This is a genomic window from Pseudomonas reactans (assembly GCF_013387025.1).
Taxonomy (GTDB): Bacteria; Pseudomonadota; Gammaproteobacteria; order Pseudomonadales; family Pseudomonadaceae; genus Aquipseudomonas; species Aquipseudomonas reactans.
The window spans coordinates 16,792-40,045 of record NZ_JACAQP010000007.1; the positions used below are offsets into that span (position 1 = coordinate 16,792).

The 23,254-nt window shown below is 57.9% G+C and carries 27 protein-coding genes; 19 read left to right on the forward strand and 8 right to left on the reverse strand.

Annotated elements, in window-relative coordinates:
* Positions 1 to 22 precede the first annotated feature (22 nt).
* From HX793_RS09215 to HX793_RS09245, 7 genes are read left to right on the forward strand one after another with little or no spacing between them, the layout of a single operon-like run.
* Entirely contained in the window at positions 23 to 679 is a 657-nt protein-coding gene (locus HX793_RS09215) for a phage tail protein (protein ID WP_178905490.1), read from the forward strand.
* A 3-nt stretch (positions 680 to 682) separates the two neighbouring features.
* Positions 683 to 1,063 (forward strand): phage tail assembly chaperone, encoded by a 381-nt coding sequence (locus tag HX793_RS09220; protein WP_178905491.1) that lies wholly within the window; start codon positions 683 to 685, stop codon positions 1,061 to 1,063.
* Positions 1,064 to 1,080: 17 nt separating this feature from the next.
* A complete protein-coding gene (locus tag HX793_RS09225) occupies positions 1,081 to 1,383 on the forward strand; it encodes a DUF1799 domain-containing protein (RefSeq protein WP_178905492.1) in 303 nt (100 codons plus the stop codon).
* A 27-nt stretch (positions 1,384 to 1,410) separates the two neighbouring features.
* A complete protein-coding gene (locus HX793_RS09230; protein ID WP_178905493.1) occupies positions 1,411 to 4,467 on the forward strand; it encodes a phage tail tape measure protein in 3,057 nt (1,018 codons plus the stop codon).
* 3 nt (positions 4,468 to 4,470) lie between these two features.
* The gene (locus HX793_RS09235) at positions 4,471 to 4,809 is read left to right on the forward strand and encodes a phage tail protein (RefSeq protein WP_178905494.1); all 339 of its coding nucleotides are present in this window, start codon (positions 4,471 to 4,473) and stop codon (positions 4,807 to 4,809) included.
* A gap of 11 nt (positions 4,810 to 4,820) precedes the next feature.
* Positions 4,821 to 5,573, forward strand: a complete 753-nt coding sequence (locus HX793_RS09240; protein WP_178905495.1) for a phage minor tail protein L — start codon at positions 4,821 to 4,823, stop codon at positions 5,571 to 5,573.
* A gap of 2 nt (positions 5,574 to 5,575) precedes the next feature.
* On the forward strand, positions 5,576 to 6,340 hold the full coding sequence (locus HX793_RS09245) for a C40 family peptidase (RefSeq protein ID WP_178905496.1): 765 nt from the start codon (positions 5,576 to 5,578) through the stop codon (positions 6,338 to 6,340).
* Between the two features lie 212 nt (positions 6,341 to 6,552).
* Here HX793_RS09245 and HX793_RS09250 read toward each other — a convergent pair whose 3' ends face one another.
* Positions 6,553 to 7,158, reverse strand: coding sequence for a hypothetical protein (locus HX793_RS09250; protein WP_178905497.1), 606 nt, complete (start codon positions 7,156 to 7,158; stop codon positions 6,553 to 6,555).
* Positions 7,159 to 7,240: 82 nt separating this feature from the next.
* Complete coding sequence (locus HX793_RS09255) at positions 7,241 to 7,552, reverse strand: hypothetical protein (RefSeq protein WP_178905498.1); 312 nt, start codon at positions 7,550 to 7,552, stop codon at positions 7,241 to 7,243.
* A 165-nt stretch (positions 7,553 to 7,717) separates the two neighbouring features.
* On the opposite strand from HX793_RS09255, the gene HX793_RS09260 reads away from it, so the two are divergent.
* From HX793_RS09260 to HX793_RS09305, 10 genes are all read left to right on the forward strand, one after another.
* Positions 7,718 to 8,035 carry a hypothetical protein gene (locus HX793_RS09260; protein WP_178905499.1) on the forward strand — a complete coding sequence of 106 codons (318 nt, stop codon included), beginning with the start codon at positions 7,718 to 7,720 and terminating at the stop codon, positions 8,033 to 8,035.
* 91 nt (positions 8,036 to 8,126) lie between these two features.
* The gene (locus tag HX793_RS09265; RefSeq protein ID WP_178905500.1) at positions 8,127 to 8,615 is read left to right on the forward strand and encodes a hypothetical protein; all 489 of its coding nucleotides are present in this window, start codon (positions 8,127 to 8,129) and stop codon (positions 8,613 to 8,615) included.
* Positions 8,616 to 8,669: 54 nt separating this feature from the next.
* On the forward strand, positions 8,670 to 9,053 hold the full coding sequence (locus tag HX793_RS09270) for a hypothetical protein (protein WP_256733875.1): 384 nt from the start codon (positions 8,670 to 8,672) through the stop codon (positions 9,051 to 9,053).
* Positions 9,054 to 9,111: 58 nt separating this feature from the next.
* Positions 9,112 to 9,723, forward strand: coding sequence for a tail assembly protein (locus tag HX793_RS09275; protein ID WP_178905501.1), 612 nt, complete (start codon positions 9,112 to 9,114; stop codon positions 9,721 to 9,723).
* Positions 9,724 to 9,781: 58 nt separating this feature from the next.
* Positions 9,782 to 13,348, forward strand: coding sequence for a TipJ family phage tail tip protein (locus HX793_RS09280; protein WP_178905502.1), 3,567 nt, complete (start codon positions 9,782 to 9,784; stop codon positions 13,346 to 13,348).
* A gap of 328 nt (positions 13,349 to 13,676) precedes the next feature.
* The gene (locus tag HX793_RS09285) at positions 13,677 to 14,312 is read left to right on the forward strand and encodes a hypothetical protein (protein ID WP_178905503.1); all 636 of its coding nucleotides are present in this window, start codon (positions 13,677 to 13,679) and stop codon (positions 14,310 to 14,312) included.
* A 9-nt stretch (positions 14,313 to 14,321) separates the two neighbouring features.
* Positions 14,322 to 15,818, forward strand: a complete 1,497-nt coding sequence (locus HX793_RS31215) for a hypothetical protein (RefSeq protein WP_256733873.1) — start codon at positions 14,322 to 14,324, stop codon at positions 15,816 to 15,818.
* A complete protein-coding gene (locus HX793_RS09295; RefSeq protein ID WP_178905504.1) occupies positions 15,818 to 16,195 on the forward strand; it encodes a hypothetical protein in 378 nt (125 codons plus the stop codon). Before HX793_RS31215 ends, HX793_RS09295 begins: the two co-directional genes overlap by 1 nt.
* Before the next feature lie 56 nt (positions 16,196 to 16,251).
* Complete coding sequence (locus tag HX793_RS09300) at positions 16,252 to 16,677, forward strand: structural protein (RefSeq protein WP_177049352.1); 426 nt, start codon at positions 16,252 to 16,254, stop codon at positions 16,675 to 16,677.
* The gene (locus HX793_RS09305) at positions 16,674 to 17,153 is read left to right on the forward strand and encodes a DUF2514 family protein (RefSeq protein WP_177049354.1); all 480 of its coding nucleotides are present in this window, start codon (positions 16,674 to 16,676) and stop codon (positions 17,151 to 17,153) included. The genes HX793_RS09300 and HX793_RS09305 overlap by 4 nt, the downstream gene beginning before the upstream one ends.
* Positions 17,154 to 17,278: 125 nt before the next feature.
* Here the strand turns inward: HX793_RS09305 and HX793_RS09310 are convergent, their stop codons facing one another.
* The 5 genes from HX793_RS09310 to HX793_RS09330 form a co-directional block, all read right to left on the reverse strand.
* A complete protein-coding gene (locus HX793_RS09310; RefSeq protein ID WP_177049356.1) occupies positions 17,279 to 17,515 on the reverse strand; it encodes a hypothetical protein in 237 nt (78 codons plus the stop codon).
* A 179-nt stretch (positions 17,516 to 17,694) separates the two neighbouring features.
* On the reverse strand, positions 17,695 to 18,375 hold the full coding sequence (locus tag HX793_RS09315) for an SOS response-associated peptidase family protein (protein ID WP_177049358.1): 681 nt from the start codon (positions 18,373 to 18,375) through the stop codon (positions 17,695 to 17,697).
* Between the two features lie 28 nt (positions 18,376 to 18,403).
* Entirely contained in the window at positions 18,404 to 18,763 is a 360-nt protein-coding gene (locus tag HX793_RS09320; protein ID WP_177049360.1) for a hypothetical protein, read from the reverse strand.
* A gap of 92 nt (positions 18,764 to 18,855) precedes the next feature.
* Positions 18,856 to 19,065, reverse strand: a complete 210-nt coding sequence (locus HX793_RS09325) for a hypothetical protein (RefSeq protein WP_178905505.1) — start codon at positions 19,063 to 19,065, stop codon at positions 18,856 to 18,858.
* Between the two features lie 402 nt (positions 19,066 to 19,467).
* A complete protein-coding gene (locus tag HX793_RS09330) occupies positions 19,468 to 20,706 on the reverse strand; it encodes an MFS transporter (protein WP_177096370.1) in 1,239 nt (412 codons plus the stop codon).
* A 155-nt stretch (positions 20,707 to 20,861) separates the two neighbouring features.
* Between HX793_RS09330 and HX793_RS09335 the strand changes: the two genes are divergently transcribed.
* The gene (locus HX793_RS09335; RefSeq protein ID WP_177096345.1) at positions 20,862 to 21,674 is read left to right on the forward strand and encodes a class I SAM-dependent methyltransferase; all 813 of its coding nucleotides are present in this window, start codon (positions 20,862 to 20,864) and stop codon (positions 21,672 to 21,674) included.
* An 8-nt stretch (positions 21,675 to 21,682) separates the two neighbouring features.
* On the opposite strand, the gene HX793_RS09340 is transcribed toward HX793_RS09335, so the two are convergent.
* Complete coding sequence (locus tag HX793_RS09340) at positions 21,683 to 22,069, reverse strand: TIGR03067 domain-containing protein (protein ID WP_177059075.1); 387 nt, start codon at positions 22,067 to 22,069, stop codon at positions 21,683 to 21,685.
* Between the two features lie 279 nt (positions 22,070 to 22,348).
* On the opposite strand from HX793_RS09340, the gene lpxO reads away from it, so the two are divergent.
* Positions 22,349 to 23,248 carry a lipid A hydroxylase LpxO gene (lpxO, locus tag HX793_RS09345; protein ID WP_016979888.1) on the forward strand — a complete coding sequence of 300 codons (900 nt, stop codon included), beginning with the start codon at positions 22,349 to 22,351 and terminating at the stop codon, positions 23,246 to 23,248.
* The last annotated feature ends 6 nt before the right edge of the window (positions 23,249 to 23,254 follow it).

A 23,254-nucleotide genomic window follows, 5' to 3' on the forward strand; every position in this document is an offset into this window, starting at 1 on the left:
CATCTGCAAAGAGGAAATACCCATGGGCTACAAACTCCCGAACGGCGGCACCTTCCAGCACGCTGCAACCTACGGAGCGGCGCTGGCGTTCTCTGCTATCAGCAATGCGAGTGAGGCGGTGGCAACTGTTGTCGGCGGCACCATCGCTGCCGGCGATATCGTTCTGCTCACTTCCGGCTGGAGCAAGCTGGATAGCAAGGTTGTACGCGTGAAGGCGGCCACCGCGACGGCGATCACCCTTGAAGGTATCGACACCACCGATACGCAGGTTTTTCCGGCTGCAGGCGGCGCAGGCACTATGCGCAAGGTGATGACCTGGGTGCAGATCCCGCAGATCTCTGACGTTGCCTTCTCCGGCGGCGAACAGAGCTACTTGGATGTGGTGTTCCTCGAGGATGACCAGGGCAAGCAGATCCCCACTGACAAATCAGCGGCAAGTATGGTGCTCACCATCGCCGATGACCCGGCCCAGGCATTCAACGGGGTGCTGCTGAAGGCTGACGCCGGCAAGCAGATTGAAGCAGCGCGCCTCAACCTGCCCGGCAATGACACCCTGCTGTACGGCACCTACACGTCGTTCTCCAAGCAGCCGGCAGTCTCCCGCAACAACCTGTTGACGCGCACCGTCAACCTGGCGCTGCAGGCCGAGCCGACCCGTTACCTGACTGCGGCGGTGTAACACATGGCCAAGATCCGAATCGCGCAAAACGCCACGTTCAATGCGCCCGTGCTGATCCCGATCGTCGGCAGCGCACCGGAGAAGGTCGAGTTCACCTTCAGGTACCGGGATCGCGCCGAGCTTGCCGCTCTGTTCGATGAGTGGAACGAGAAGCGGAAGAAGGCACAGGCCGCACTGGGCGAAAAACCGTCCTGGTCGGAAGTGGTCGCCGTGGACACCGAGCAGCAAACCCAGCAGATCAAAGACCTGGTAGTCGGCTGGGACTTCGATGACGAATACAGCGACGACAACATCGTCGCATTCGTGAAGTCCTGCCAGGGTGCCGCCGAGGCGGTCGTTAAGGCCTACGAAGACGCATACAGCCAGGCCCGCCTGGGAAACTGACCGATGCCGCCCGCGCGATGTATTCGCCAGATGTGCCGGACACGGTAATTGGCATGTTCGGTCTTGCCCCTGGCGACCTGGTTGAAGAAGTGGAGGTCTGGCCTTGCAACTGGCTGGCCTTCCTCCTCTTCAATCGCATGTCCACCCAGTGGCGAGCAGGCGCCGGCGGCGCGATCGGTCTCGACTACAGCTGCATTCGCGACGTGGCCGGCTTCCTCGGCATCAAGAAAAAGAAACTCGCTGAAATCTTCCCTGACCTTCAGGTGCTGGAAGGCGAAGCCCTGCGCGTCATGGCGGAGGAAAGGGAAAACAGCCCGTAACCACGGGCACTTATTCAAGGTGAGTCGATGAACATTGCAGAGCTCGGCGTCAAGATCGACTCGGCCGATGCAATCCAGGCGAAAACAAGCCTGGATGAGATGGCGAAGGCCGGCGGCCGGGCCGAGCAGTCCGCCGTTTCGCTAATGAACGAAATGCAGGCCCTGGAAAAGTCGCTGTCCACTAGCGCAAAAACCACCCAGGACCTGGCAAAGCAGCGTGACGCGCTCGCCAAGCTGACCAAGACCGGCGCCTATGGCGAGGCCGAGGCGGCGAAGATCTCCGCTCAGCTGGACAAGCAGCAGATCGCGCTGGCCAAGTCTGCCCTTGACGAACAGAAGGCCCTGAACAGCCTGCTGGGTGCCATCGACCCAGCTCGCGCTGCCCTCGCCAAGCTGGATACGCAGGTCGAGCAGCTTGGCAAACACCTGGATGCCGGCCGTATCAGCCAGGACCAGTACAACAGCGCCCTGGGTAAGATCGACAAGGATTACGCCAAGCTCGAAAAGACCACCACCGGTTTCGACAAGCTGCGCCTCGGTACCCGCCAGGCGCAAGAAAACGTTGTGCAGTTGGGCAACGCGCTGTCGTCGGGTGACTGGGGGAGTGGTGTTCGCGCTGTAGCTCAGCTGGGCGCAGGCGCTGGTGCCGGCGCTGCTGGACTTCTCGCAATTCTGGCGCCGCTGGCCCTGGCCACCGCCGCCGTGGGCGGCCTGGCCTACGCCTACCACAAAGGCAGCGAAGAGCAGGACAGCTACAACAAGTCGCTGATCCTTACCGGCAACTACGCCGGTGTAAGCGCAGGTCAACTTGGCGACATGGCGCGTCAGGTCAGCGCAACCGTGGGCACCACAGGTCAGGCCGCTGCGGTACTGGCGATGCTGGCGGATAACGGCAAGATCGCCGGCGAGAGTTTCGCGGGCATCACCCAGGCCGCTGTGTCGATGCAGGAGGCGACCGGCAAAGCTGTCAGCGAGACGGTTTCCGAATTCGTCAAACTGGCCGACGATCCGGTCAAGGCCTCCGCCGCGCTGAACGAGCAGTATCACTACCTGACAGCGTCGGTTTACTCGCAGATCACCGCTCTTGAAGAGCAGGGCGACCATGCTGGAGCGGTAAAGCTGGCGACCGAGCAATACGCCGATGCGATCAATGAGCGCACGCCGAAGATCCTGGAGAACCTCAGCTTCTGGGAGCGCGGCTACAACGCCGTGGCGCGCGCCGCCGATAACCTAAAGAACATCGGGCGCCCGGACATCGGCGCCGATATCGAACAGGCTCGGCGCGATTTGGCGAATGCCCAAGCGGGCAATGTTGGTGCCTTTCAAAACAAACAGGTGATGGTTGATTACTACACCAATCAGCTGAACATGCTGGAAGATCAGCGCGACGCCGAAGCCGACATCGCCAAGCAGGAAGGCGAGCGGGCCAAGGCGCAGCAGTCTGCAATTACCTCTATGCAGAAGGTGGACGCGCTCACCAAGTCTTCATGGACGAATGAGCAGAAGCGCGCCGATGCGCTCAAGGACTACAAAAAGCAACTCGACGACATCCGCAAGGTTTCGCCGAATGACCCGCGCCTTGCCCAGGCAACAGTCGACAAAAACATCGCCAACATCAACGACAAGTTCAAGGACCCGAAAACCGCCGGTTCCCAGGTCGATTTGACCAGCTTCAACAACGCCAAGAACGAACTGGCGGCCATCACCGATACGTACAAAAACTACCAGAAGGAACTGGAAGCGGCGCAGAAGGCCGGCTTGCTATCCGAGGCTGACTACCTGCTGCGCCGCCAGGCGCTGATCGGCAACCAGCTCGACCAGACCACGGCAGCCTACGAGGCCGAGATTGCCGCGCTGGAAGCCGCCAAGGGCAAGAAGACAACGTCAGCCGCGCAAAGCATCCAGCTGGACCAGAAAATCGCTGATGCGCGCGCAGGGATGGTCAAGGCGCAGAAGGATGCAGAAAGCCAGCTTGAGGTGTTGGCGACCAACGAGGCCGGGCGACTCGCCAAGCAGGAACGGGCGATCAGCTCGTACGTGCAAGCGCTGGGGCAGCAACAGCGCGCCCTGGAATTGGCTGGGCAGCGCGCCGTGTTGGGCGTCGGTCAGGGAGACCGCCAGAACGCGCTCAACGGGGAGCTGAACAGCCAGCAAGATCGGTTTGCTCAGCAGTCGCTGGAACTGGAAAACCAGCGCTCCGACCCGTCGCGCAACATGTCGGAAGAAGAGTTCACCCGCAAATCGCAGGCACTCGCCGATGCGAACAAAAAGGCGACCGACCAGATCCGGCAAAACTACGCGGATGTGGAGGCCGCCCAGGGCGACTGGACGAAAGGCGCGACGGCAGCCTGGGAAAACTACCTGGACTCGGCGCAGAACATCGCGGGACAGACCAAAAGCCTGTTCGGCAATGCCTTCAGTTCCATGGAGGACTCGATCGTCAACTTCGCCATCACTGGGAAGTCGTCGTTTGCGGACTTCACCAAGTCGATTCTGGCGGACATGGCTCGCATCGCTACACGTCAGGCCAGTTCGGCATTGCTGGGTAGCTTGGTGGGGGCGGCGGCGAGCTACTTCGGTGGCAGTGCGGCCGGCGGCGGTAATGGGCTTGCTGCTGGTTCTGCGGGAGCGAACTCGTCGAATCTCGGTGCGTCGGCGGGCGGCTACTCCAATACCTACTTTCCTCAAGCACTGAGTGGCGCCTGGTCCGGTGGTGTGCAGATGTTCGCCGATGGCGGCGCGTTCACCAACTCTGTCGTCAGCAAACCCACGGCGTTCGGTATGGCCAACGGCAAGACCGGGATCATGGGTGAGGCGGGCGAAGAGGCGATCATGCCGCTCACGCGCACCTCCAGCGGCAAGCTTGGCGTTATGGCGGTCGGCGGCGGGGGCGGAGGTGTGAACCTCAGCTTGAGCATGCCGATCATAATGAGCGACCAGGAAGCGGGTAGGCCAGACGGTGCCGAGTTCGACGCCGAGACCTTCCAGCGCAATATGGAGACGCGCACCCGGCAGGTTGCAGTCGAAGAAATCGCCAAATCTTGGCGCCAGGGCGGCATCAGCAGCCGAAACGTAAAAGGGTGATCTATGGCAATTGAACGGTTCACCTGGGCAACGGAGAAGGGCGCAGAGGGTGAGATCGCTCAACGCGTCCGCACCAAGCAGTTCGGCGGTGGATACGCTCAGTCGGTCGAGGACGGCATCAACAATCGATCGCAGTCGTGGCCGGTGACCTTCACCGGCTTGAAGGGGCGCATCAAGGACATCATGGCGTTCCTCGACCGACACAAGGGGGCGAGGGGTTTCCTCTGGGAGCCTCCCCTCGGCGAGCTTGGCCTCTACAAATGCACCGGATACAAGCCCGTGCACCGCGGCGGTCAGGTCTACGCCATCACCGCGACCTTCGAACAAACCTTTCACCCCTGAGATAATCGCCCATGGCACTGATCACGGACATCCAGAAACTGGAGCCCGGCGGCGAGATTCGCCTGTTTGAAATTGACGGGACCGAGTACGGCGCGGATTACCTGCGCTTTCACGGGCACGCGATACCGCACACGTCAGAGGAATTGCTGGCCTACGAGGGATCGGAAGAGGATCTGCCCGCCAAGTCGATTATCTGGCAGGGCCAAGAGTACGCGGCCTGGCCGGTGCAGATCGAAGGCATCAGTTCGAACAGTGACGGCACGGCTACTCGGCCCACCTTTGCGGCTGGCAATGTCAACGGGCGCGTCACAGCGCTGTGCCTGGCCTTCGAAGACATGCTCAAGTTCAAGCTGACGGTTCGCGAAACGCTCGCCCAGTATCTGGACGCGGCGAATTTCCCCGAGGGCAACCCAACAGCAGATCCTACCCAGGAAGCGCTGGAGATCTGGTACATCGACCAGAAAACCAGTGAAGACGGCGAGGCCGTGGTCTGGGAGCTGTCTTCCCCGGGCGAGATCGACAAGCACGGGCTGCCCGGTAGGCAGATGACGACTTTCTGCCACTGGGCCATGACGAACGGATATCGGGGCCCGGACTGCGGCTATACCGGTGTCGCCATGTTCGATGACGAGGATAAGCCCACGGACGATCCCTCGAAGGATCAGTGCAAGGGCTGCCTGTCGTCCTGCAAGTTGCGCTTCGGCGAGAACAACGAACTGTCCTTCGGTGGGTTCCCCGCCGTTTCCCTGATTGCTCGGAGCTGATCATGCGTAAGCACATCATCGCGGCCATCCAGGCGCACGCGGCGGCCCAGTATCCGAAAGAATGTTGCGGCCTTCTGCTGGCCATAGGGCGCAAGCAGAAGTACTTCCCCTGCACGAACATCGCCACTGAGCCGAGCGAAGAGTTCCGGCTCGATCCCGAGGGCTACGCCGTGGCGGAGGACTTTGGCGAAGTGATCGGCATCGTTCACTCGCACCCGGACTCCACCAGCAGGCCGTCACCCCATGATTTGGCCATGTGCGAGGCCACGGCCTTGCCCTGGCATATCCTGTCCTGGCCGGAGGGCGACATGCGCACGATCACGCCCACGGGCAGCACGCCGTTGCTCAAGCGCCCGTTTGTGCATGGGGCCTGGGATTGCTGGCAGGTTTGCGCTGATTGGTATCAGCGGGAGTGGGGGATTGAGTTCGAGGCCTTCCAGCGCACTGATGGCTGGTGGGAGAGTGCGGAGAACGCAAGCCTTTACGAGCAGAACTACGAGGCCGCCGGCTTCGTGCGCGTTGATAGGCCGCAGCGCGGTGATCTGATCGTCATGCACGTAGGGCGGACGGTTCACCCTAACCACGCCGGGATTTACCTGGGCACTGATCCGGCGCTACCACGTGAAGAGGCTGGAACCTTCGGCCCGGGTCCATTCCTGCTGCACCACCTGTACGGCAGGCCGTCGGAAATCATCATCTACGGCGGCCCCTGGCATGACCGAACACGCCTGATCCTCAGGCACAAAGACGCAAGACAACCAACATGACGAGGCATTACCTCAGGAGGCAATCGTGAGAGAATTATCAAATTGGCTCACGGCGCAAAGCCACGCGAACCTGGCGCGCTTTGCAGAGCGATCGTCTCAGGAGTTGGAGCAAGTAATCGTGACCAGTGCGATGACTGAGGCTGCTATGGAGTACATCTACAGCCTCTACGATCCGTTAATGTCCACTCACCTCTTGGAGGAGGTTTTCCGGATCATGGCAGTTCTTCAGCCCAAGGTTCTGGTAACGAAAGTAGAGCTTCTTTAACTCGCGCAGACACTTCGTCCATTTTTGAAAAAACATGTTTCAAACCAAACGCTGGTATCTCGTACTGAATGAGGCCCGCGAATAGGCTCAGCGCCGAAAACGTAGTTATCAGTCCAACTGATAGTTCGGTGAGTCCGTGCAGGGTGAACTCTTTGATCACTTGTTTGTTGTCGCTGCTGCGACGCATAACGTTCGACGCGCTAGCTGACTCCGAGCCAGGCTCCGATGGTTGCCATTGCCAGTGAGCCACCTCGTTCCTCAGCAACGAGAGCTTTCGATACTCATCGATATGATTAGAAAGCCGCAACAGCAATTCGGCATTGATAGCTGGTTCCCGCTTTTTTGCGAGGTCGAGAATCGCTTTTGTCATGCCTCCGGCTTTTAGATTTAGTGACTGAACAAGGATGTATGCAGTTTGTTCTGATGTTCCAGACAGAGCCATGAATAAATTTAAAAGTGGTGCGTCGCAAAGCGCGTGGTTGATAACGATCTGGCCAATTTCTCGCTTCATTGCGTCGCTTGGGCCGGCGAGATAGCCGTACTGTTGGCTCACATCAACCTCCATGTCTGTATCGCGCCGATATTGGCGCAACCCCAGTCCTTGGGCTTGCAGGCGAAGGACTGGGGAATCCTTACTATTTATTCGGCCTGATATCTCTCTCAAGATCCCATTCGTCTGCGACGTCGGAAAGGTCCGCATCATCAGACTTTCTTATGCTATCGATCAGATCACGTAGGCCCTGATGGTCAATATCTGCCGGAGGTTCATCGTCACCAGGGTGTGCCGCCGGGATGAGGATGTCTCGGACATTCTCTGCGGGTAATTTGGTGCCAGATAACTCCTGATCAAGAACCTCTCTCGCTGAGTGAGCATTATCAGGATTGCGAGGAAGATCTTCCGTTGCTTTTTTGATTTTATCTGCGCGTCGCTTGTTTACTTCGATCATTTGCTCAACTCCTCCGTGACTCGAGTGAGGCATAACGCTACTACGCCAAGCCCTCGCCCAGTTACTGGCATTCCATCCACGCTGGATGCCTGGACAGGGCCTGTCGCGATGGAAAGCGTTGCCGGTATGATGGCGTAGTGCCCTCAACAACTAGGAAAGCAGTTGATGCGTCATTTTCTCGTGTTTACCTTCGCATGTGTTTTGTCCGCCTGTAGCTCCGTCGGGCGACCCATAAGCCATGCAGAGCGCGATCAAATAATTAAAGGGGTTACCACTCGCGAAGAGCTCGAGCAGCGCTTCGGACCTTCGACGATTATTGCTGAGGGGGCAGACGGAAACGAGTTAGCCTCGTGGACCTATGTTCGGTCTGGTTTTTTAGGGTTGGGCTATAAAGGCGAAGCGCTTGGCGTTCGATTTGATGCATCTGGGAAAGTGATCGATGTGTTGTTTACAGAGAGATCAAAGCCAATGCACTCCAAATGATTAGCAGCAACGATACCTGCCTCGCGCTGGGCTTTTTGCATCCGCTCCCCAGTGCTACAGTCCCGCCAAACCAAAGAGGGAAAGATTCGATATGCGATTTTTGATGGTGGCGTTAATGGCTTTCCTGTTGGCAGGGTGCGGCCATAAACAGCTCGACTACACGGCTGTTCCACCACCGAGTATGGACAGGCAAAAAGCAATAGCTGCGGTCGAGCAAGGCTTTTATGAGGACTGGAACACCAAAAATAGACCTCAGTCTGTGGTGATAACGGATCAATACATTCTATTGGCAGATGGCGTTGTTTCGGATGGAAGTAGCTTTGGCAGCGCAGCTGTAATTGGTGGCGGTGCAATTGCTGCTAGCAACTCTCGAGTGATTACCAGGGAAATGGGGCAGCGGATCTATATCAGCTCGATTGGCGCGGTCCAGATCTACCAGCACAAGATAAAGGCGAACCGGTTCGTGGTGATTGTTCAGGAACTGGGTGGTGCAGAACTTCGGAAGATAAATGTTCGCAGCCTCAGCTTGGCCCAACAGTTCGCCGATGCAATTGCCTATTTAAAGGCGCATCGAACGTAGGAGCCAGTTCCACCCTCGACTATTTTCTTAGATGAGGAGCGCTAGCCCGCGGTGATGCGCTTCCTCCTTCAACAAAGAGAAAAAGACATGCGGATTTTGATAGCGGCTGCAGCGGTGGCGATGCTGGCGGGGTGCATGCCACCGACGATGAATGAGGCGCGCCAAGATGGCCCCTACAAGGTCCTGCATTCGAAAAGATCGGATAAAGACGTCGCGGAATGCGTTCAGTACGAATGGCAAAATCAAGCAATTTTCGGCGGAACGCCGGGTGCAACACTTCAAGCCGGAAGACCGAGCGGCTACACCGTTTTCACAGAGGCTTCTGCTTATTTTGTGGACGTACAGCCTGAAGGCGCTGGCTCGGTTTCAAAATATTACGTAGTGCTGCCCAACTGGATTGCAAACAAACGATTGGCGGTTCTTCAGGGCTGCCTGTAATAACTCAACGGTTTCAAAGGCTCGCTTCGGCGGGCCTTTTTATTGTCTGGAGAATTGTATGGCAGCACTGGCAATTAACTATCAACCCATGACCACGATTTTGCTCTATGGACAGCTTCGGCAGTTCGGACGCTCTTTTCGAATGGCCGTGAGATCACCAGCCGAAGCAATCAAGGCGCTATGCGTTCAGATGCCAGGGTTTGAACGGTTTCTGTCCAATGCCAAGTCTAGGGGCGTTGAGTTCGCAGTCTTCCGTGGCGCTACAAACCTTGGTGAAAATGAACTTGGGTTTGCCGGTGCTGGCGACATTCGCATTGCCCCGATAATCACCGGTAGCAAGCGAGGTGGAGCGTTGCAGACCATCATCGGAGCTGTCCTTATCGTCGTTGGTTTAGTGATAACCGGGGGCAGTTTCGGCACCATGGCGCCTTTCGGCTCGGCCCTGATCATGATGGGTGGCTCTATGGCGCTTGGCGGCGTAATCCAAATGCTAAGCCCCCAGGCCGGCGGCCTCAAAACCAGCGCCGCGCCCGAGAACACCCCCGGCTACGCCTTCGGCAGCGCCAAGAACACCACGGCCTCCGGCAATCCTGTCTCGCTGTGTGCAGGTCGCCGGCGATGGGGTGGTGCGGTCATCAGTGCCGCTATTTACGCCGAAGACCAGATGTAGCCAACACCCGAAAACTGAAGCCGCCCAATAGGCGGTTTTTTTATGCCTGGAGAAAAGCATGGGCGCAGCACGAAAGATCGATGTTTATGGCGCCAAGGGCGGTTCCGAGAAGCCTAAAACCCCAACCGAGGTACCAGACAGCCTGCGCTCCGTCGCCATTGCGAAAATGCTTATTGCTGTGGGTGAGGGCGAGTTTGACGGGGTTCCTAACGCCAAGGACATCTTCCTCGACAACACGCCGCTGCAAGACCCGCAGGGGAACATGAACTTTCCGAATGTGAAGTGGGAATGGCGCAGTGGGGCTGTGGACCAGTCATATATCCAGGGCATCCCATCGGTTGAGAATGAAACCAACATCAGCACCGAGCTGCGCAGCGGCACCCCATGGGTTCGAGCGATCACCAATACCCAGCTTTCCGCAGTGCGTGTGCGATTTGCCTGGCCTGCGCTCCAATCGGTGGACGCCGGCGGCAACATCAACGGTTACGCTATCGGGTATAAGGTTGAGCTCGCCACGGATGGGGGCACGTATCAGGAAGTTTTGAACGAGGCAGTTTCCGGCAAGACCACCAGCCTGTACGAGCGGACCCGCCGTATCAATCTGCCGCGCGCGACAACCGGGTGGCTGCTGCGCATCACTCGACTGACTGCAAACCAGAACAACAACAAGATCTCCGACACTATGCAGATTGCCGGCTTCACCGAGGTGATCGACGCCAAGATCCGATACCCGAACACCGCGCTGCTTTACATCGAGTTTTCTGCTGAGCAGTTCCGCAGCATCCCGGCTGTGACGATCGAATGCGATGGTCGGAAATGGCAGGTGCCGAGCAACTACGACACCAGGTCGCGCACCTACACGGGCGTGTGGGACGGAACATTCAAAGAGGCCTGGACCGACAACCCTGTTTGGCACACTTACGGCATCACCACGAACGACCGTTTCGGCCTGGGCCGTCGCATTAAGCCGTGGATGGTGGACAAGTGGGAGCTGTACCGCATCTCGCAGTACTGCGACCAACTGGTGCCGAACGGGAAGGGGGGGCAGGAGCCGCGCTTCATCTGCAACCTGAACCTTCAGAGCAAGGCTGACGCCTGGTCTCTGCTTCGTGACATATCCACGATCTATCGGGGTATGACTTACTGGGCCCAGGGTCAGGTGTTCACCCTGGCGGACATGCCGCGCGCTACCGACTTCGACTTTGCCTACACCCGCGCGAATGTCATCGATGGCAAGTTCACCTACTCGAGCGCATCGGAGCGCACCCGCTACACGCGGGCGCTGATTAGCTACGACAACCCGGGGAACAACTACGACACCGACGTCACTGCTGTGACCGATCAGAAGCTTCAGCGCCGCTATGGCGACAACCCGCTCGAGATCAGCGCAATCGGTTGCACCCGCGAATCCGAGGCCCAGCGCCGCGGTAAGTGGGCGCTGCTTACCAACTCCAAGGACCGGGCCGTAACCTTCAAGGTCGGCCTCGATGGGCGCATCCCGCTCCCTGGCTACGTGATCCCGATCGCCGACGAACTTCTCGCCGGCCAGCCAGTTGGCGGGCGTATCTCGGCCGTGAGCGGCAAGGTCATCACCCTGGATCGCGACACCCAGGCCAAGCCCGGCGACCGGCTGATCCTCAACCTGCCCGACGGCAAGTGCGAGGGCCGCACCGTGCAACTGGTAAGTGGCCGCCAGGTCACCGTGACCCTGGCTTACTCCGTGGCACCAGAGCGGGAACTGGTGTGGGCGCTGGATGCTGATGATCTGGCAATCCCGCTGTACCGCGTGGTCAGCGTGGCCCGACCAGAGCCTGGCGTTTTCGAAATCTCGGCCGTTCAGTACGATCCGAGCAAGTTTGCTCACATCGACTCCGGTGCGCGCCTCGAAGAAAGGCCCATCAGCGTCGTGCCAATCACCGTGGTGCCGGCACCGGCGAGCGTTACCCTGACATCGAGCTACGCCGTTAACCAGGGCATCGCGATCAGCACCATGAACATCTCGTGGCCTGCCGTCGCCGGCGCGGTCGCTTATGACGTGGAGTGGCGCAAGGACAGCGGCAACTGGATCAAGCTGCAGCGCACCGGTTCTACCAGCGTCGACGTCACTGGCATTTACTCGGGTGCATACCTGGCCCGTGTTCGGTCGGTGAGCGCGTTCGAGATCTCGTCGATCTGGAAGACCTCCAACCTGACCAACCTGGAAGGCAAGGTTGGCCTTCCGCCGGCGGTGGCGTCCCTTACCACCACCAGCGAGCTGTTCGGCATCGGCATCAAGTGGGGTTTCCCACCAGGTGCAGAAGACACCCAGCGCACCGAGCTGTGGTATGGCCCGGCCAATGACCTGTCCGTGGCCACAAAGCTTGCCGACCTTGCGCACCCTCAGGCGAACTACAGCATGCAGGCCCTCAAGGCCGGCGCGCAGTTCTTCTTCTGGGCGCGCCTGCTGGACCGGACCGGCAACGTCGGCCCGTTCTATCCCGTCGGTAACGGCGTGATGGGGATGGCCAGCGCAGACGCGGCGCCGGTGCTAGAGCTGATCTCCGGGCAAATCGGCAAGACCGAACTGGGCAAGGATTTACTGGACGAGATCGACAAGATCCCAGGACTGCAAGATCAGATCAACGCCCTGGACGGGCTGAAGGGTTACGACGAGGATGAGACCTACCTGAAAGGCCAGATGGTCGTGGAGGGTGGGAGGATCTATCAGGCCGCCCAGGCTGTTCCCAACAACACCCCACCGCCCAACGCTACCTATTGGACCGATGTGGGACAGTCCGTCGAAACGGCCAACGGCCTGGCTCAGCAGGTCTCTACCAACACCGCCGATATCACCGAGCTGGACGGCGTGGTCACGGCCCAGGCGTCAAGCCTTCAGGTCCTACAGGCGGCGTACAGGGATGACAATGGCGAGGGTGAACTTGCGGATGCGCTCCAGGGCTTTAACGCCAAGGCGAGCTTTGCGCAGGAGGTGAAGACCCAGGCCACGAAGAACGCGGCCATGGTGCAGCGAACTACCGAGCTGAGCGCCGAAGTGGGCGAGGTCAGCGGGTCTGTGACCGAACTCGAAAGCGTTGTGGTTACAGACCGCCAGGCAACCGCCCAGGCCATCCAGCAGATCGGCGTGAAGATCGGCGAGAACTCGGCCAGCATCCAGACTGTAAGCCAGGCCCAGGCCGGCACCGATGGGAAGCTCTCCACCATGTGGTCGGTGAAGATGCAGCTCAACCAAAACGGACAGTACGTCGCGGCGGGTATCGGGCTTGGCATCGAGAACGTGGATGGTCAGTTGCAGAGCCAGTTCTTGGTGAGCGCTGACAGGTTCGCCGTGGTGAACAACATCAACGGGGTGCTTTCTTCGCCATTCACGGTTCAAAACGGCCAGGTGTTCATGCGGTCGGCGTTCATCCAGGATGCGTCTATTGGTGTGGCGAAGCTTACCCAAAGCATCCAGTCGGCTAACTATGTTCCAGGGAAGACAGGCCTGATGATCAACTTTGTAACGGGCGAGTTTGAGCTGAACAGCACCGTCGGCGTCGGAGGTCGTCAAACCATAAACAACCGAGGAGGAAAGGTTTACGACGAGAACGATAAGAAACGCTATCAGTGGGGAGATCTGACGGCATGACTTACGGCATCCGGATATGGGGGCCTACGGGCCTCCTTGAGCTAGATGAAAACTCTTTCACTGTGAGGGTTGTTTATTCAACCCTCATCGGCACGGCGGGCGCGAGTACTTTTGTTTCCATACCTGGCGTGAATCCCTCTACTCACATCGGTATATGTTTGCCTAATGGTCAGTACTCAGGGGATCCATCCGGTCAAGACGCAGGTTTGTCTCAGTTTGATGTGCAGATGCTTACTGACGGAGTTCAAGTTTGGTTCAGAAATAGAAATATGCCGACCGGCCGGACAGGGATATCAGTTCAGCGACTTTTAGTATTTAGGTATAGATAATGTCATATGGACTAACGTTCGCTAATAACTCGGATGTTGTAACGCTTGACTCAGAGTTTGCACGTCTGGTTGTGGTTTATAAAGGCAGTTATGGGCCGGCCGGCGCTGACTTCCCATGGGTAATCACGTCTCAAGAACCACCATTGGTTTTCGTCAGGCCTTCAACTGGTGGATTCCAATGGATAAGCCTTAAAGGCTCCCCCGGAAATTGGACGGGGTTCATCAATGGGGCAGCCGGCGGCTCGGGATCGTTTTTCATTGCTGCCTACGAATCCACACCCACTGCCACCTATGGAATGCGCATTTGGGATGAGAACTCTAAACTTCTATTTGATAGCGGAACTCCCTGTGCTCAGTTTACGGATGTAATCGCTGGTTGGGCTTATGGTGGCGCATCAAATCCGTCTGTTGGTCGTTGGATATTCACATTCTATGCATCCGTTCCGTTAAATACTGGCAACTATATGCTGATCAATAATATTGCAATGAATATCCCAGGGCGGGACACGTTCTCGCTGCTTTCTTGTTATTGGGATTACGCAAATAACCGAATAGTCGCACAGCTTCAAAATATAGGCGACTTCAATGGTTCAAGTTTCTTTCTCCCGCTGATGTTTGCAAAGCCAATTTCTTAGGAGGCTTAAATGGCCTGGTACAAAACAGGAACTGTTTCCGTTACTGCCATCAGTAACGCAGTAATCGGCAGCGGCACGGCTTTTATCGCAAACGCTCGCGTTGGGGATGCTTTCCGCGGACCGGACGGCCTGTGGTACGAGGTCACGAACATCGCGAGCAATACAGCGCTTTCCATCGCTCCGAACTACCAGGGGGCGACAGTTGCTGCAGGTGTGTACACCATTGCTCCGATGCAGGGCTACGTCAAAGAGTCAGCGGATCGACTGCGCGCCATCACGGACCAGTTTAAGGATCTGGATCAAGAGGTTGCCGATGCTCAGGCCTCTGCAGCCGCCGCGAAGGTTTCAGAAACCAACGCTAAGACCTCCGAGACAAACTCCAAAACATCGGAAACCAATTCTGGCACCTCGGCGACCACCGCGAGCAGTGCAGCGACCTCTGCGACATCGTCCAAGAACGCTGCGGCAGTATCTGCGACCAATGCCGCGACATCAGCCTCCAATGCACTGACACAAGCCGACAGGGCGAAGACTGAGGCTGACAAGCTGGGGAATGCGAACGCCTTTCTGGGCACGTTGTTAGACGTGAATAACGGGGTCCCTAAGTTCCGTAACGCGGTACAAGTGGGTGGCTCAGATGGTCTCATTATCCGCAAGGAAGACGAATCGAGCCCCACCACAGGTTATACCGTCCGTATAGTTCACTCGACCAACGGTGCTCTTAATATAATCGACGATGCCCGAGGCATCGTTCGGCTGCTGTTAGACACTACCGGCTCTGCTCAGATTGGCGGGAACCTTACTGTTAGTGCCGGTAGCATCTATGTTCGTGCTGCCAGCGCCACTACTAACGCGCACCTCTGGTTTAATGAGCCTGGAAGCACTACTACTCGAGGAGTTATTTATTGCGAGCCTAATGGGAATTTGATTTTTGCTGCGGGATATGGGCAAGCCGGTTCTGGCCCAGTAGTTTATGTAACCAAGGCTGGACAGTTACGAGCACATCAAGGTGTTTACACAGCAGCTAATGTATACTTAAATTCTGGTGGGGATATTGTAGCACCCGGGTGGATTGGCGGATCACTTGCTAACCATCTCGGGCAGATTACAAGTCAGGTATCTTCTAAACTAGATACATCGGCTGCCGACTTCACAATCATATATCCCAATGGTGGTACTGCCGCAGCGCCCGGAAACATTGTTACGGCATCGAGGTTCACGTCTGACAACCCTTTTCCAGGATTCCATGTAATCACGGCACTTGAAGTTCTCATCGGCGGTATTTGGTCGGAGCCACGGCTTGACGGTAACGCGGGCACTGGCGGTGCATCCTACGGCGCCTATGCACAGCAGATTTTGCCGACGGACAAGATCATCTGCCAGGCTGGTGCGAGTGGCGTTGCATTGCCCAGCGCTTCCACTGGTGGAGGCCATGGATATACAGGCGCAGTGCTGACCACCGCGCCAGTGCGCGTAAAGGTCTGGAAACTTAAGGGGACCATCTGATGATCCGATTTTATGCAATGGTGGGCTCGAACTTCTTCGAGGGCGACGAAACGGACAAAGGCCCCGATGAAGGCTGGATCGAGATGGAAGGGGAGCGGCCACAAGGCGATAACAGCATGGACTATACGGCGCAAGCCGATGGCACCTGGGCAATTACCCAGGAAACGCTGATCGCTAAGCTGAGCGTGGTGGAAAATGCCTGGCGTGAAGAACAAATGCCGATCGCCCAGCAGACGGTTACAGCAATCGACTTTGGCGAGGAAGGCATCCTTGGGTCCATAGAGGACTGGAAGCTGTACTGGCGCGCCCTGCGCAAGTGGACGGCGGACAATCCTAACTTCCCCGCCATGAGTAAGCGACCAGTTCAGCCAGCCTGAGCCGGTAAAGAACACACTAGCCGCCTTGAGCGGTTTTTTTTCGCCTGGAGAAAAGTATGCCGAATGCCGAAACCCGCGGGGTGCGCAACCGGAACCCCGGAAACATCGACTACAACCCGGCCAATCAATGGCAAGGCCAGCTCAAGCCAGATCCTGCCGTCGAGAAGCGCTTTGCGCGGTTCGATACGCCCGAGAACGGCATCCGCGCCCTGGGTAAGCTGCTGCTGACCTACCAGCGAAAGCATGGCCTGAAGACGGTGAAGGCGATCATAAGCCGGTGGGCCCCGTCGGTGGAGAACGACACCGAAGCCTACGTGCGCGCCGTCGAGGCGAACACCGGCACCCGGCCAGGTGCTGAGGTTGACCTGACCCGGCCAGCGGTGATGGCTGGTTTCGTCAAGGCGATCATTCATCATGAGAACGCCGGGTATGCCTACCCCGACGCGGTGCTGGCTGAAGGCGTGCGGCGGGCACTGGCATGACGCCGGTGCAGAAGCTGGCGCTGTTCCTGCTGGCCATGGCCGTGAGCTTCGGAGCGGCCTGGCAGGTGCAGGACTTGCGTTACAGCAGCCAACTGGCAGAACTCGGAGAAGCCCAAGCGCTCGCCATCACCAAGGCTGGCGAAGATGCCCGCAAAGAAGAACAGCGCCGCCAGGCGACCGTGAATAAGGAGGCAAGCAATGCGCGAGAACAGAACAAGGCTGCAACTGTGGATGCTGGCGTTGCTGATGCTGCTGGTGACCGGTTGCACTTCGAAGCCAACCAGTTTGCCGCCACTGCCTGCGGCGATCCCGGAGCTGCCCAACGAGGCGCGTCAGCCACCCGCGCCGCCATGGTGCTCTCCGACCTGCTCCAGCGGGCTGACAAAAGAGCGGGAGAGTTGGCGTTTGCGTATGATCGGGCCCTGATAGCTGGCTTAGCTTGTGAGAGAAGCTACAACGCCATTCGCGGAAAGTAGATGGGGCCTCTTCCGTTACCTAAATGCCGTGCCGATATCAACGAGTAGGTAAACCGCAGGAAAACGGGGCCGTATTTTTACGGCCCAGAACCACAACGCAATATCTCTATTAGGGGGTGGTTGAATTATTTTAGGCGCAAAATTGCATCTATAACGTCGTCGAATTTCGCTTCCCCTCCGGCAACATGCGATGTAAAGCTGATTCGCGCTCCATCTCGCTGGAAATACCAAACCCTTGCTTCGTCACCCCAAAAAGATGCCCACAGCTCCGCTTGATCAAGGATCGCGGTGGCACCTGATTTAAAGATCACCTGGTAGGACCCAATTTCAGAGACCTTTTTTTCTGTAATCTCAACTGTCATAAAAACTCCTTTTAATTTATCGAGACTCGCTATACCGCAATAGCGGCAAAGTGACATTAGCCCAGTAAACGGTGTACGGGGGCCACGCTGTAGAAATTAACGGTTCGGAGGCCTTTCGTTTTCCAGGGGCGTGACTGATTTACGTCGGCCGTCTTCGATAGGCGATATTTCTTGTGGCTCTAGATTAGTGGACGAATCAGTTCAGGCCCTTTGTTCCTCACATTGCCAACGGCGATATCGACCTTGAACCACTCGAAGGCCTCGGCTGGCTCGCCCTGGTGCAGCACCATCTGCTCTGCGCGCTCTTTGGGCGTGGCCAGGTCCAACCATTCCCGAGCCAGTTCCGGAGTCAGCACAACTGGCCGCCGGTCGTGGATATCCACCATGCCACCGGCGCTGTCTGCGGTGATGATCACGAACCCGTCATGCTCGCCCGGACCTTCATCGGCATCAGGCAATTGGCCAATCGCAGCACATAGCACTGGAGCACCGTCGCGCCGACGGATCAGATAGGGCTGCTTTTTTGGACCGCCTTCATCCATCCACTCAAACCAGTTATCGATAGGCGTGATTGCACGGTGCGGCCAGATCGCTCGGAAGAATGGTCCGTGAGCCACCTTTTCGACGCGTGCATTGATTGGTGCGGCACGGTCTTTGGCCCAGTGAGGGCGCCATCCCCACCGCACGGAGTCGGCATGCAACAGGTCGCCCTGGATGTGGAGTAGTGCGACCTGGGTGGATGGAGCGACGTTGTAGCGCTCAATAGGCTCTTCGCCCACGGAGTTGGCCAGGGCATTGGGCATGCTCAGTGCTGCAACAAAGTCATGGATTCCCCGATACTGTGTAAGCCTTCCGCACATAGTCCTTTCCTCCAGGCATCAACTCAGACTAGCTGGCACTGGGCAGTTGGGCTTGCCGAATCTCGCTCAGAAGCCGCTGGTTCTCTATGAACAGGTGGTCGCGCTGCTGGGTAATCAAGTCGATGGGACGAAAGCTTCCTCTGTCAGATGGCTCATTGCTTATGGCTGATATTCGATCAAGCGCCTCTCTCAATGCCTTCTCCGCCGATGCCTTGCCGGTCGCGAGCAGATCGTTCATCTGCACCAGTCCGGCCACATTGGCTCTAGCCTTTCGCAGCATCGCTTCAGTCTGGATGAGTTCATCCTCCAGCAGAGCGCACTGGTGCTGGTACATTTCGAGAGGCGTAGGGCAGCCAAGCCACTCTGAGGTGTCTTCGTCGATGTTCATTGCGGGAAACTCAAATACTGTATGTGCGCACAGTAATAGAGATTTGGCGAAGCGGAAGGCTTGAGGCGACGAACTGCAGATTTTCCCGATGATCAGTCAGGCCCCATTAGGACGGCTAGGGTCAGCTTGATGAACTCTTCGTTCTGGTCGATGGTGTGCAGAGCTCCCCGGATGTTCTCGGCGACTTCAGCGGAGCCGCGCTGCTCCACCCAATTTGTTAACTCCATGATGGATGCTTCAAGGGCTAGCTGATTCTCATAAAGCTTGGAGAGCAGTGAAGGTAGAAGGTCTGAATTTGGCATGCTTGTTCCTCTTATGAGTGAACAGCTTAGCAGCCGGCGGAAGCTTGGGATTTGATGTAGGTCGGCAGGACGCCGGAGGGAGATTATGCAGTTTCGGCATGGGATGAAATTTTCCCGTTGGGACCAGTTTTGGGACCAACGGGAGCATTTCGGTGCGTTATGGTTGATTACTCATGACGACTTTGCCCAGTAAACACTGATCAGCAGTAATCATCAGAATGCGTTTCATACCGCATGGTGATGTTAGCTGTGGAGATCAATTACTTTACCTATCAATGGGTTGCGAGCGTGGCGGCAGGAGCCTTCAGGCATGCGTCAACAGCGACATCAAGGCGCGAAACCCGGTCGCTGAGCAGAAAATTTTGGATGTGTGTTGGAATTTGGCGCGCATTGTCGCATATGTCAGGCGACAGTTGTATGTCCGGCGAAGGATGGTTTTGCCAAGGTCTCCGGCATCGCCAGCCACAGCAGCGCCAACGCCAGTGCCGCCACGCCGGCCAGGGTCAGGAACGCCGCGTTGTAGCCGGCCTGTTGCACCACAAATCCGGCCAGGCTGCTGCTCAACGCCGCGCCCAGGCCGAAGACGGTGGAGAGGGCGCCCAGGCTGACGTTGAAGCGTCCGGTGCCCTGGGTCAGGTCCTTGACGATCACCGGGAACAGCGCGCCGAAGATCCCCGCGCCGATGCCGTCGAGCATCTGCACGGCCACCAGCCAGTACGGATCGCTGGACAGGGTATAAAGCACCCCGCGCAGCGGCAAGATCATGAACCCGGCCATCAGCAGGGGTTTGCGTCCCCAGATGTCAGCCTTGAGCCCGACCAGCCAGGCCATCGGCACCATCACCAATTGTGCGGCGACAATACACGCCGACGTCAGCGGCGTGGCCATCTGCAGGTTGATCTGCGAGAGCTTCTGGCTGACCAGCGGTAGCATCGCGGCATTGGCCAGGTGGAACAGGGCGCAGCAGATGGCGAACAGCAATAACGGGCGGTTCGCCAGTAATACGCTGATGCCGGAAGGTTGTTCGTGATCCGTGTGATGCTCCGGGTCAAACCCTCGGGCGACTTCATGGTCGATCGCCTCAGCCGACACACAACTGATCGCGATGACGCTCGCCACCGCCATAAACGCCATCAGGTAGAACACCACCACCGGCCCGAACAGATACGCCAAGCCACCGGCCAACAGCGCCGCGACGGCATTGCCGGCGTGGTTGAAGGTTTCGTTGCGCCCGGTACGGCGGGTGAACGCGCGTGGCCCGGTGATGCCCAGGGAAATCGCGCTGATGGCCGGTGCGAACACTGACGCGGCGACGGCACTGGCGGCCTGGGTCAACGCCACCAGGCTGAAGGAACTGACAAAGGGCAGCAGCAGGCAGCTGCCGGTCACCACGATGGCGGCCAATGCGACTACCGCGCGCTTGCTGCGGGTGCGATCGATCAGTGCACCCGCCGGTCCTTGGGTGAGCAGGGCCGCGATGCCTGCCAGGGTCATGACCACGCCGATGCTGGCCGGGTCCCATTTGTGCACGGCCAGCAAGTAAATGGCCAGATACGGGCCGAGGCCGTCGCGCACATCCGCCAGGAAGAAATTCAGGCTGTCCAGGGACAAGGCATTACGCAGGTCGGAGTGTTTGGCCACGGCGCGGTCTTCGGAGATGGCGTTCAAGGGCTGAACACGCATTGCGTTAATGACCTGTGGGCCCTGTGTTAAGTTTCGTGCGCTTCTCGGGGTTTTCATCCGCGGGCACTTGGCTTACTTTCTGCACCTCGCTGTCGTGAATTTCTGGAGACGCAATGGACATGCCCTCAGCTCAACAGGCGATTGCCAGCAACAAGGACGCCTGGGACCAATCCGCCAGCTTGCACAAAACCACAGACACCTGGAGCGCGTTGCTCAACAGTGTCGGCACGGCGGACTTTTCTTGCCTGGACCCCACGCTGACCGGCTTGCTGCAAAACGTGGGGGTGGTCGGTAAGGATGTGGTGCAACTGTGCTGCAACAATGGCCGCGAAAGCCTGTCGTTGTATGGCCTGGGTGCGCGTTCGGTGGTGGGCGTGGATCAATCCCGGGCGTTTCTGCAGCAGGCCCGTGAACTGGCCGAGGTCTCACCGCACAACCCTGAGTTTATAGAGAGTGATATTCACCAGTTGCCGGAACAGTTGCAGGCGCGCTTCGATATCGCGCTGGTGACCATCGGCGTGCTGGGCTGGATGCCGGATGTGGGGCAGTTCATGCGCCATGTCGCCAGCACCTTGAAGCCCGGTGGCACCTTGGTGATGTATGAAACCCATCCGTTCCTGGAGGTGTTTGATCCACGCGCGCAGAACCCTTTCCTGCCGGCCAGTTCCTACTTTCAGCGCGAGCCGTTTGTGCTGCAGGAGTCAATTGTCTATGAAGGTCAGGGCGAGGTTGCGGGGCCGACTTCTTATTGGTACGTGCACACCCTGGGCGACGTGGTCACTGCGGCGATCTGCGCCGACTTGCAGATCAGGCACCTGCAGGAATTTGCGCATTCCAACCGCGAAGAGCTGTACGACCAGTACGAGCACCAGCCTGCGCAATTGCCGATGTGTTTTACGTTGACTGCCACCAAACGTCCCGACTGAGGGACTTTTCAGTCGCGTCGCAGGAACGTGCGCATGGTTTGTCCCGGGCCCGTACGGAACGTGGTTGGCCTGGGCATACCTTCATCGGCCGCAATGAATACAAATTCATCACCGTCAAGGCGATAACTGGCGGGCAAGTGTTTACCTGCGTCATCTCCCATGGAGTCGATCCAGGTAATGCTCTTGGGCACGGTGCTGCTTTCCAGGAAAAAACGTCCTGCCAGCAACACCTCGCCGCTGACAGTCTTCACTTCGAAGCCGTCGCCGCTGATCGTGGTGATCGCGCCAGGGGCGCTGTGGGCATCGATGGGGTTGAGCACGCCGCTGTCTTCGAGTGAGGTCTGTTCCCACCTGCCTTGGAGGGCTTGGAAATCCGGGTCTGTAAGGGATGACATATAAATTCCTTTTTGCTGAAAGGTTAATCGTCGATGGCGTTGCCTTTTAGCACTTGGGGCCTGATTACGCATCACATTCACAAGACAGCTTTTCACAATTCCTAGTTAACTTTTAGTTACAACCTGTGGCTAAATAACTAGCAAAGGGCCACGAGCCGGGTTGTCACTCAGCCGGTCGTGCCGATTGTGTGAATTGTGATTTCAGGTGCTGCTATCCAACCTCGGCCGTTGTGGGCGCGCAGGAGCAGCCTGTTCTCTTCTGACGTGTGACGAAATCTCTTGAAACTCATCATTGTTGTTCTCTACGTTGCCTCGATTGCGTATGTACACCTGCGTGGCCGGGTGCGACACAAGCTGGGCCGCCAGCTCAGTGATCATTCGACCTTCCTGGCACCGATCAACTGCTTTCTCTACCTCTTTTCCAAGCTCCCCAGCCGACCGTACCTGTCGCCCAGCGATTTCCCTGACCTGAGCCCGCTCCAGGAACATTGGGAAGAAATCCGCCTGGAAGGCCAGAACCTGATGCGTGCCGGGGAGATCAAGCGCTCGGACCAGTACAACGACGTGGGTTTCAACTCGTTCTTCAAGTCGGGCTGGAAGCGCTTTTATCTGAAATGGTATGGCGACAGTCATCCTTCAGCGATGAAGCTGTGCCCGCGCACCACGGAGCTGGTGCAAAGCATCGGTTCGATCAAGGCCGCGATGTTCGCCGAGCTGCCACCGGGCTCCAAGCTGGTACGCCACCGTGACCCCTATGCCGGTTCGTACCGCTATCACCTGGGCCTCGATACTCCAAACGATCCTGGCTGCTACATCAATGTGGATGGCGAAAACTACTACTGGCGTGACGGTGAGCCGGTGATGTTTGACGAGACCTACATCCACTACGCCGAAAACACCACGCAGCAGAACCGCATCATCCTGTTCTGCGACATCGAGCGTCCGATGAAATACCGCTGGGCCGCTGCGTTTAACCGTTGGTTCAGCCGTAACGTGATGGCGGCGGCAGGTTCGCCCAACGATGACGGTGACAAAACCGGTGGGCTCAACCGCGCGTTCACGCGCCTGTACAAGATTCGTCTGCGCGGTAAAGAGCTGAAAAAGCGCAATCGTACGCGCTACTACCTGGAAAAATGGGCGATCTTTGCTGGGTTGGCGGCGATTTTCCTGCTGATCTGAGGTTCG

What these genes read in the sequence shown, in the direction of transcription:
- HX793_RS09215 (WP_178905490.1), top strand. Translation starts at nt 23, where the DNA reads ATGGGCTACAAACTCCCGAACGGCGGCACCTTCCAGCACGCTGCAACC.
- HX793_RS09220 (WP_178905491.1), top strand. Translation starts at nt 683, where the DNA reads ATGGCCAAGATCCGAATCGCGCAAAACGCCACGTTCAATGCGCCCGTG.
- HX793_RS09225 (WP_178905492.1), top strand. Translation starts at nt 1,081, where the DNA reads ATGTATTCGCCAGATGTGCCGGACACGGTAATTGGCATGTTCGGTCTT.
- HX793_RS09230 (WP_178905493.1), top strand. Translation starts at nt 1,411, where the DNA reads ATGAACATTGCAGAGCTCGGCGTCAAGATCGACTCGGCCGATGCAATC.
- HX793_RS09235 (WP_178905494.1), top strand. Translation starts at nt 4,471, where the DNA reads ATGGCAATTGAACGGTTCACCTGGGCAACGGAGAAGGGCGCAGAGGGT.
- HX793_RS09240 (WP_178905495.1), top strand. Translation starts at nt 4,821, where the DNA reads ATGGCACTGATCACGGACATCCAGAAACTGGAGCCCGGCGGCGAGATT.
- HX793_RS09245 (WP_178905496.1), top strand. Translation starts at nt 5,576, where the DNA reads ATGCGTAAGCACATCATCGCGGCCATCCAGGCGCACGCGGCGGCCCAG.
- HX793_RS09255 (WP_178905498.1), bottom strand. Translation starts at nt 7,552, where the DNA reads ATGATCGAAGTAAACAAGCGACGCGCAGATAAAATCAAAAAAGCAACG.
- HX793_RS09260 (WP_178905499.1), top strand. Translation starts at nt 7,718, where the DNA reads ATGCGTCATTTTCTCGTGTTTACCTTCGCATGTGTTTTGTCCGCCTGT.
- HX793_RS09265 (WP_178905500.1), top strand. Translation starts at nt 8,127, where the DNA reads ATGCGATTTTTGATGGTGGCGTTAATGGCTTTCCTGTTGGCAGGGTGC.
- HX793_RS09270 (WP_256733875.1), top strand. Translation starts at nt 8,670, where the DNA reads ATGCGCTTCCTCCTTCAACAAAGAGAAAAAGACATGCGGATTTTGATA.
- HX793_RS09275 (WP_178905501.1), top strand. Translation starts at nt 9,112, where the DNA reads ATGGCAGCACTGGCAATTAACTATCAACCCATGACCACGATTTTGCTC.
- HX793_RS09280 (WP_178905502.1), top strand. Translation starts at nt 9,782, where the DNA reads ATGGGCGCAGCACGAAAGATCGATGTTTATGGCGCCAAGGGCGGTTCC.
- HX793_RS09285 (WP_178905503.1), top strand. Translation starts at nt 13,677, where the DNA reads ATGTCATATGGACTAACGTTCGCTAATAACTCGGATGTTGTAACGCTT.
- HX793_RS31215 (WP_256733873.1), top strand. Translation starts at nt 14,322, where the DNA reads ATGGCCTGGTACAAAACAGGAACTGTTTCCGTTACTGCCATCAGTAAC.
- HX793_RS09295 (WP_178905504.1), top strand. Translation starts at nt 15,818, where the DNA reads ATGATCCGATTTTATGCAATGGTGGGCTCGAACTTCTTCGAGGGCGAC.
- HX793_RS09300 (WP_177049352.1), top strand. Translation starts at nt 16,252, where the DNA reads ATGCCGAATGCCGAAACCCGCGGGGTGCGCAACCGGAACCCCGGAAAC.
- HX793_RS09305 (WP_177049354.1), top strand. Translation starts at nt 16,674, where the DNA reads ATGACGCCGGTGCAGAAGCTGGCGCTGTTCCTGCTGGCCATGGCCGTG.
- HX793_RS09310 (WP_177049356.1), bottom strand. Translation starts at nt 17,515, where the DNA reads ATGACAGTTGAGATTACAGAAAAAAAGGTCTCTGAAATTGGGTCCTAC.
- HX793_RS09315 (WP_177049358.1), bottom strand. Translation starts at nt 18,375, where the DNA reads ATGTGCGGAAGGCTTACACAGTATCGGGGAATCCATGACTTTGTTGCA.
- HX793_RS09320 (WP_177049360.1), bottom strand. Translation starts at nt 18,763, where the DNA reads ATGAACATCGACGAAGACACCTCAGAGTGGCTTGGCTGCCCTACGCCT.
- HX793_RS09325 (WP_178905505.1), bottom strand. Translation starts at nt 19,065, where the DNA reads ATGCCAAATTCAGACCTTCTACCTTCACTGCTCTCCAAGCTTTATGAG.
- HX793_RS09335 (WP_177096345.1), top strand. Translation starts at nt 20,862, where the DNA reads ATGGACATGCCCTCAGCTCAACAGGCGATTGCCAGCAACAAGGACGCC.
- HX793_RS09340 (WP_177059075.1), bottom strand. Translation starts at nt 22,069, where the DNA reads ATGTCATCCCTTACAGACCCGGATTTCCAAGCCCTCCAAGGCAGGTGG.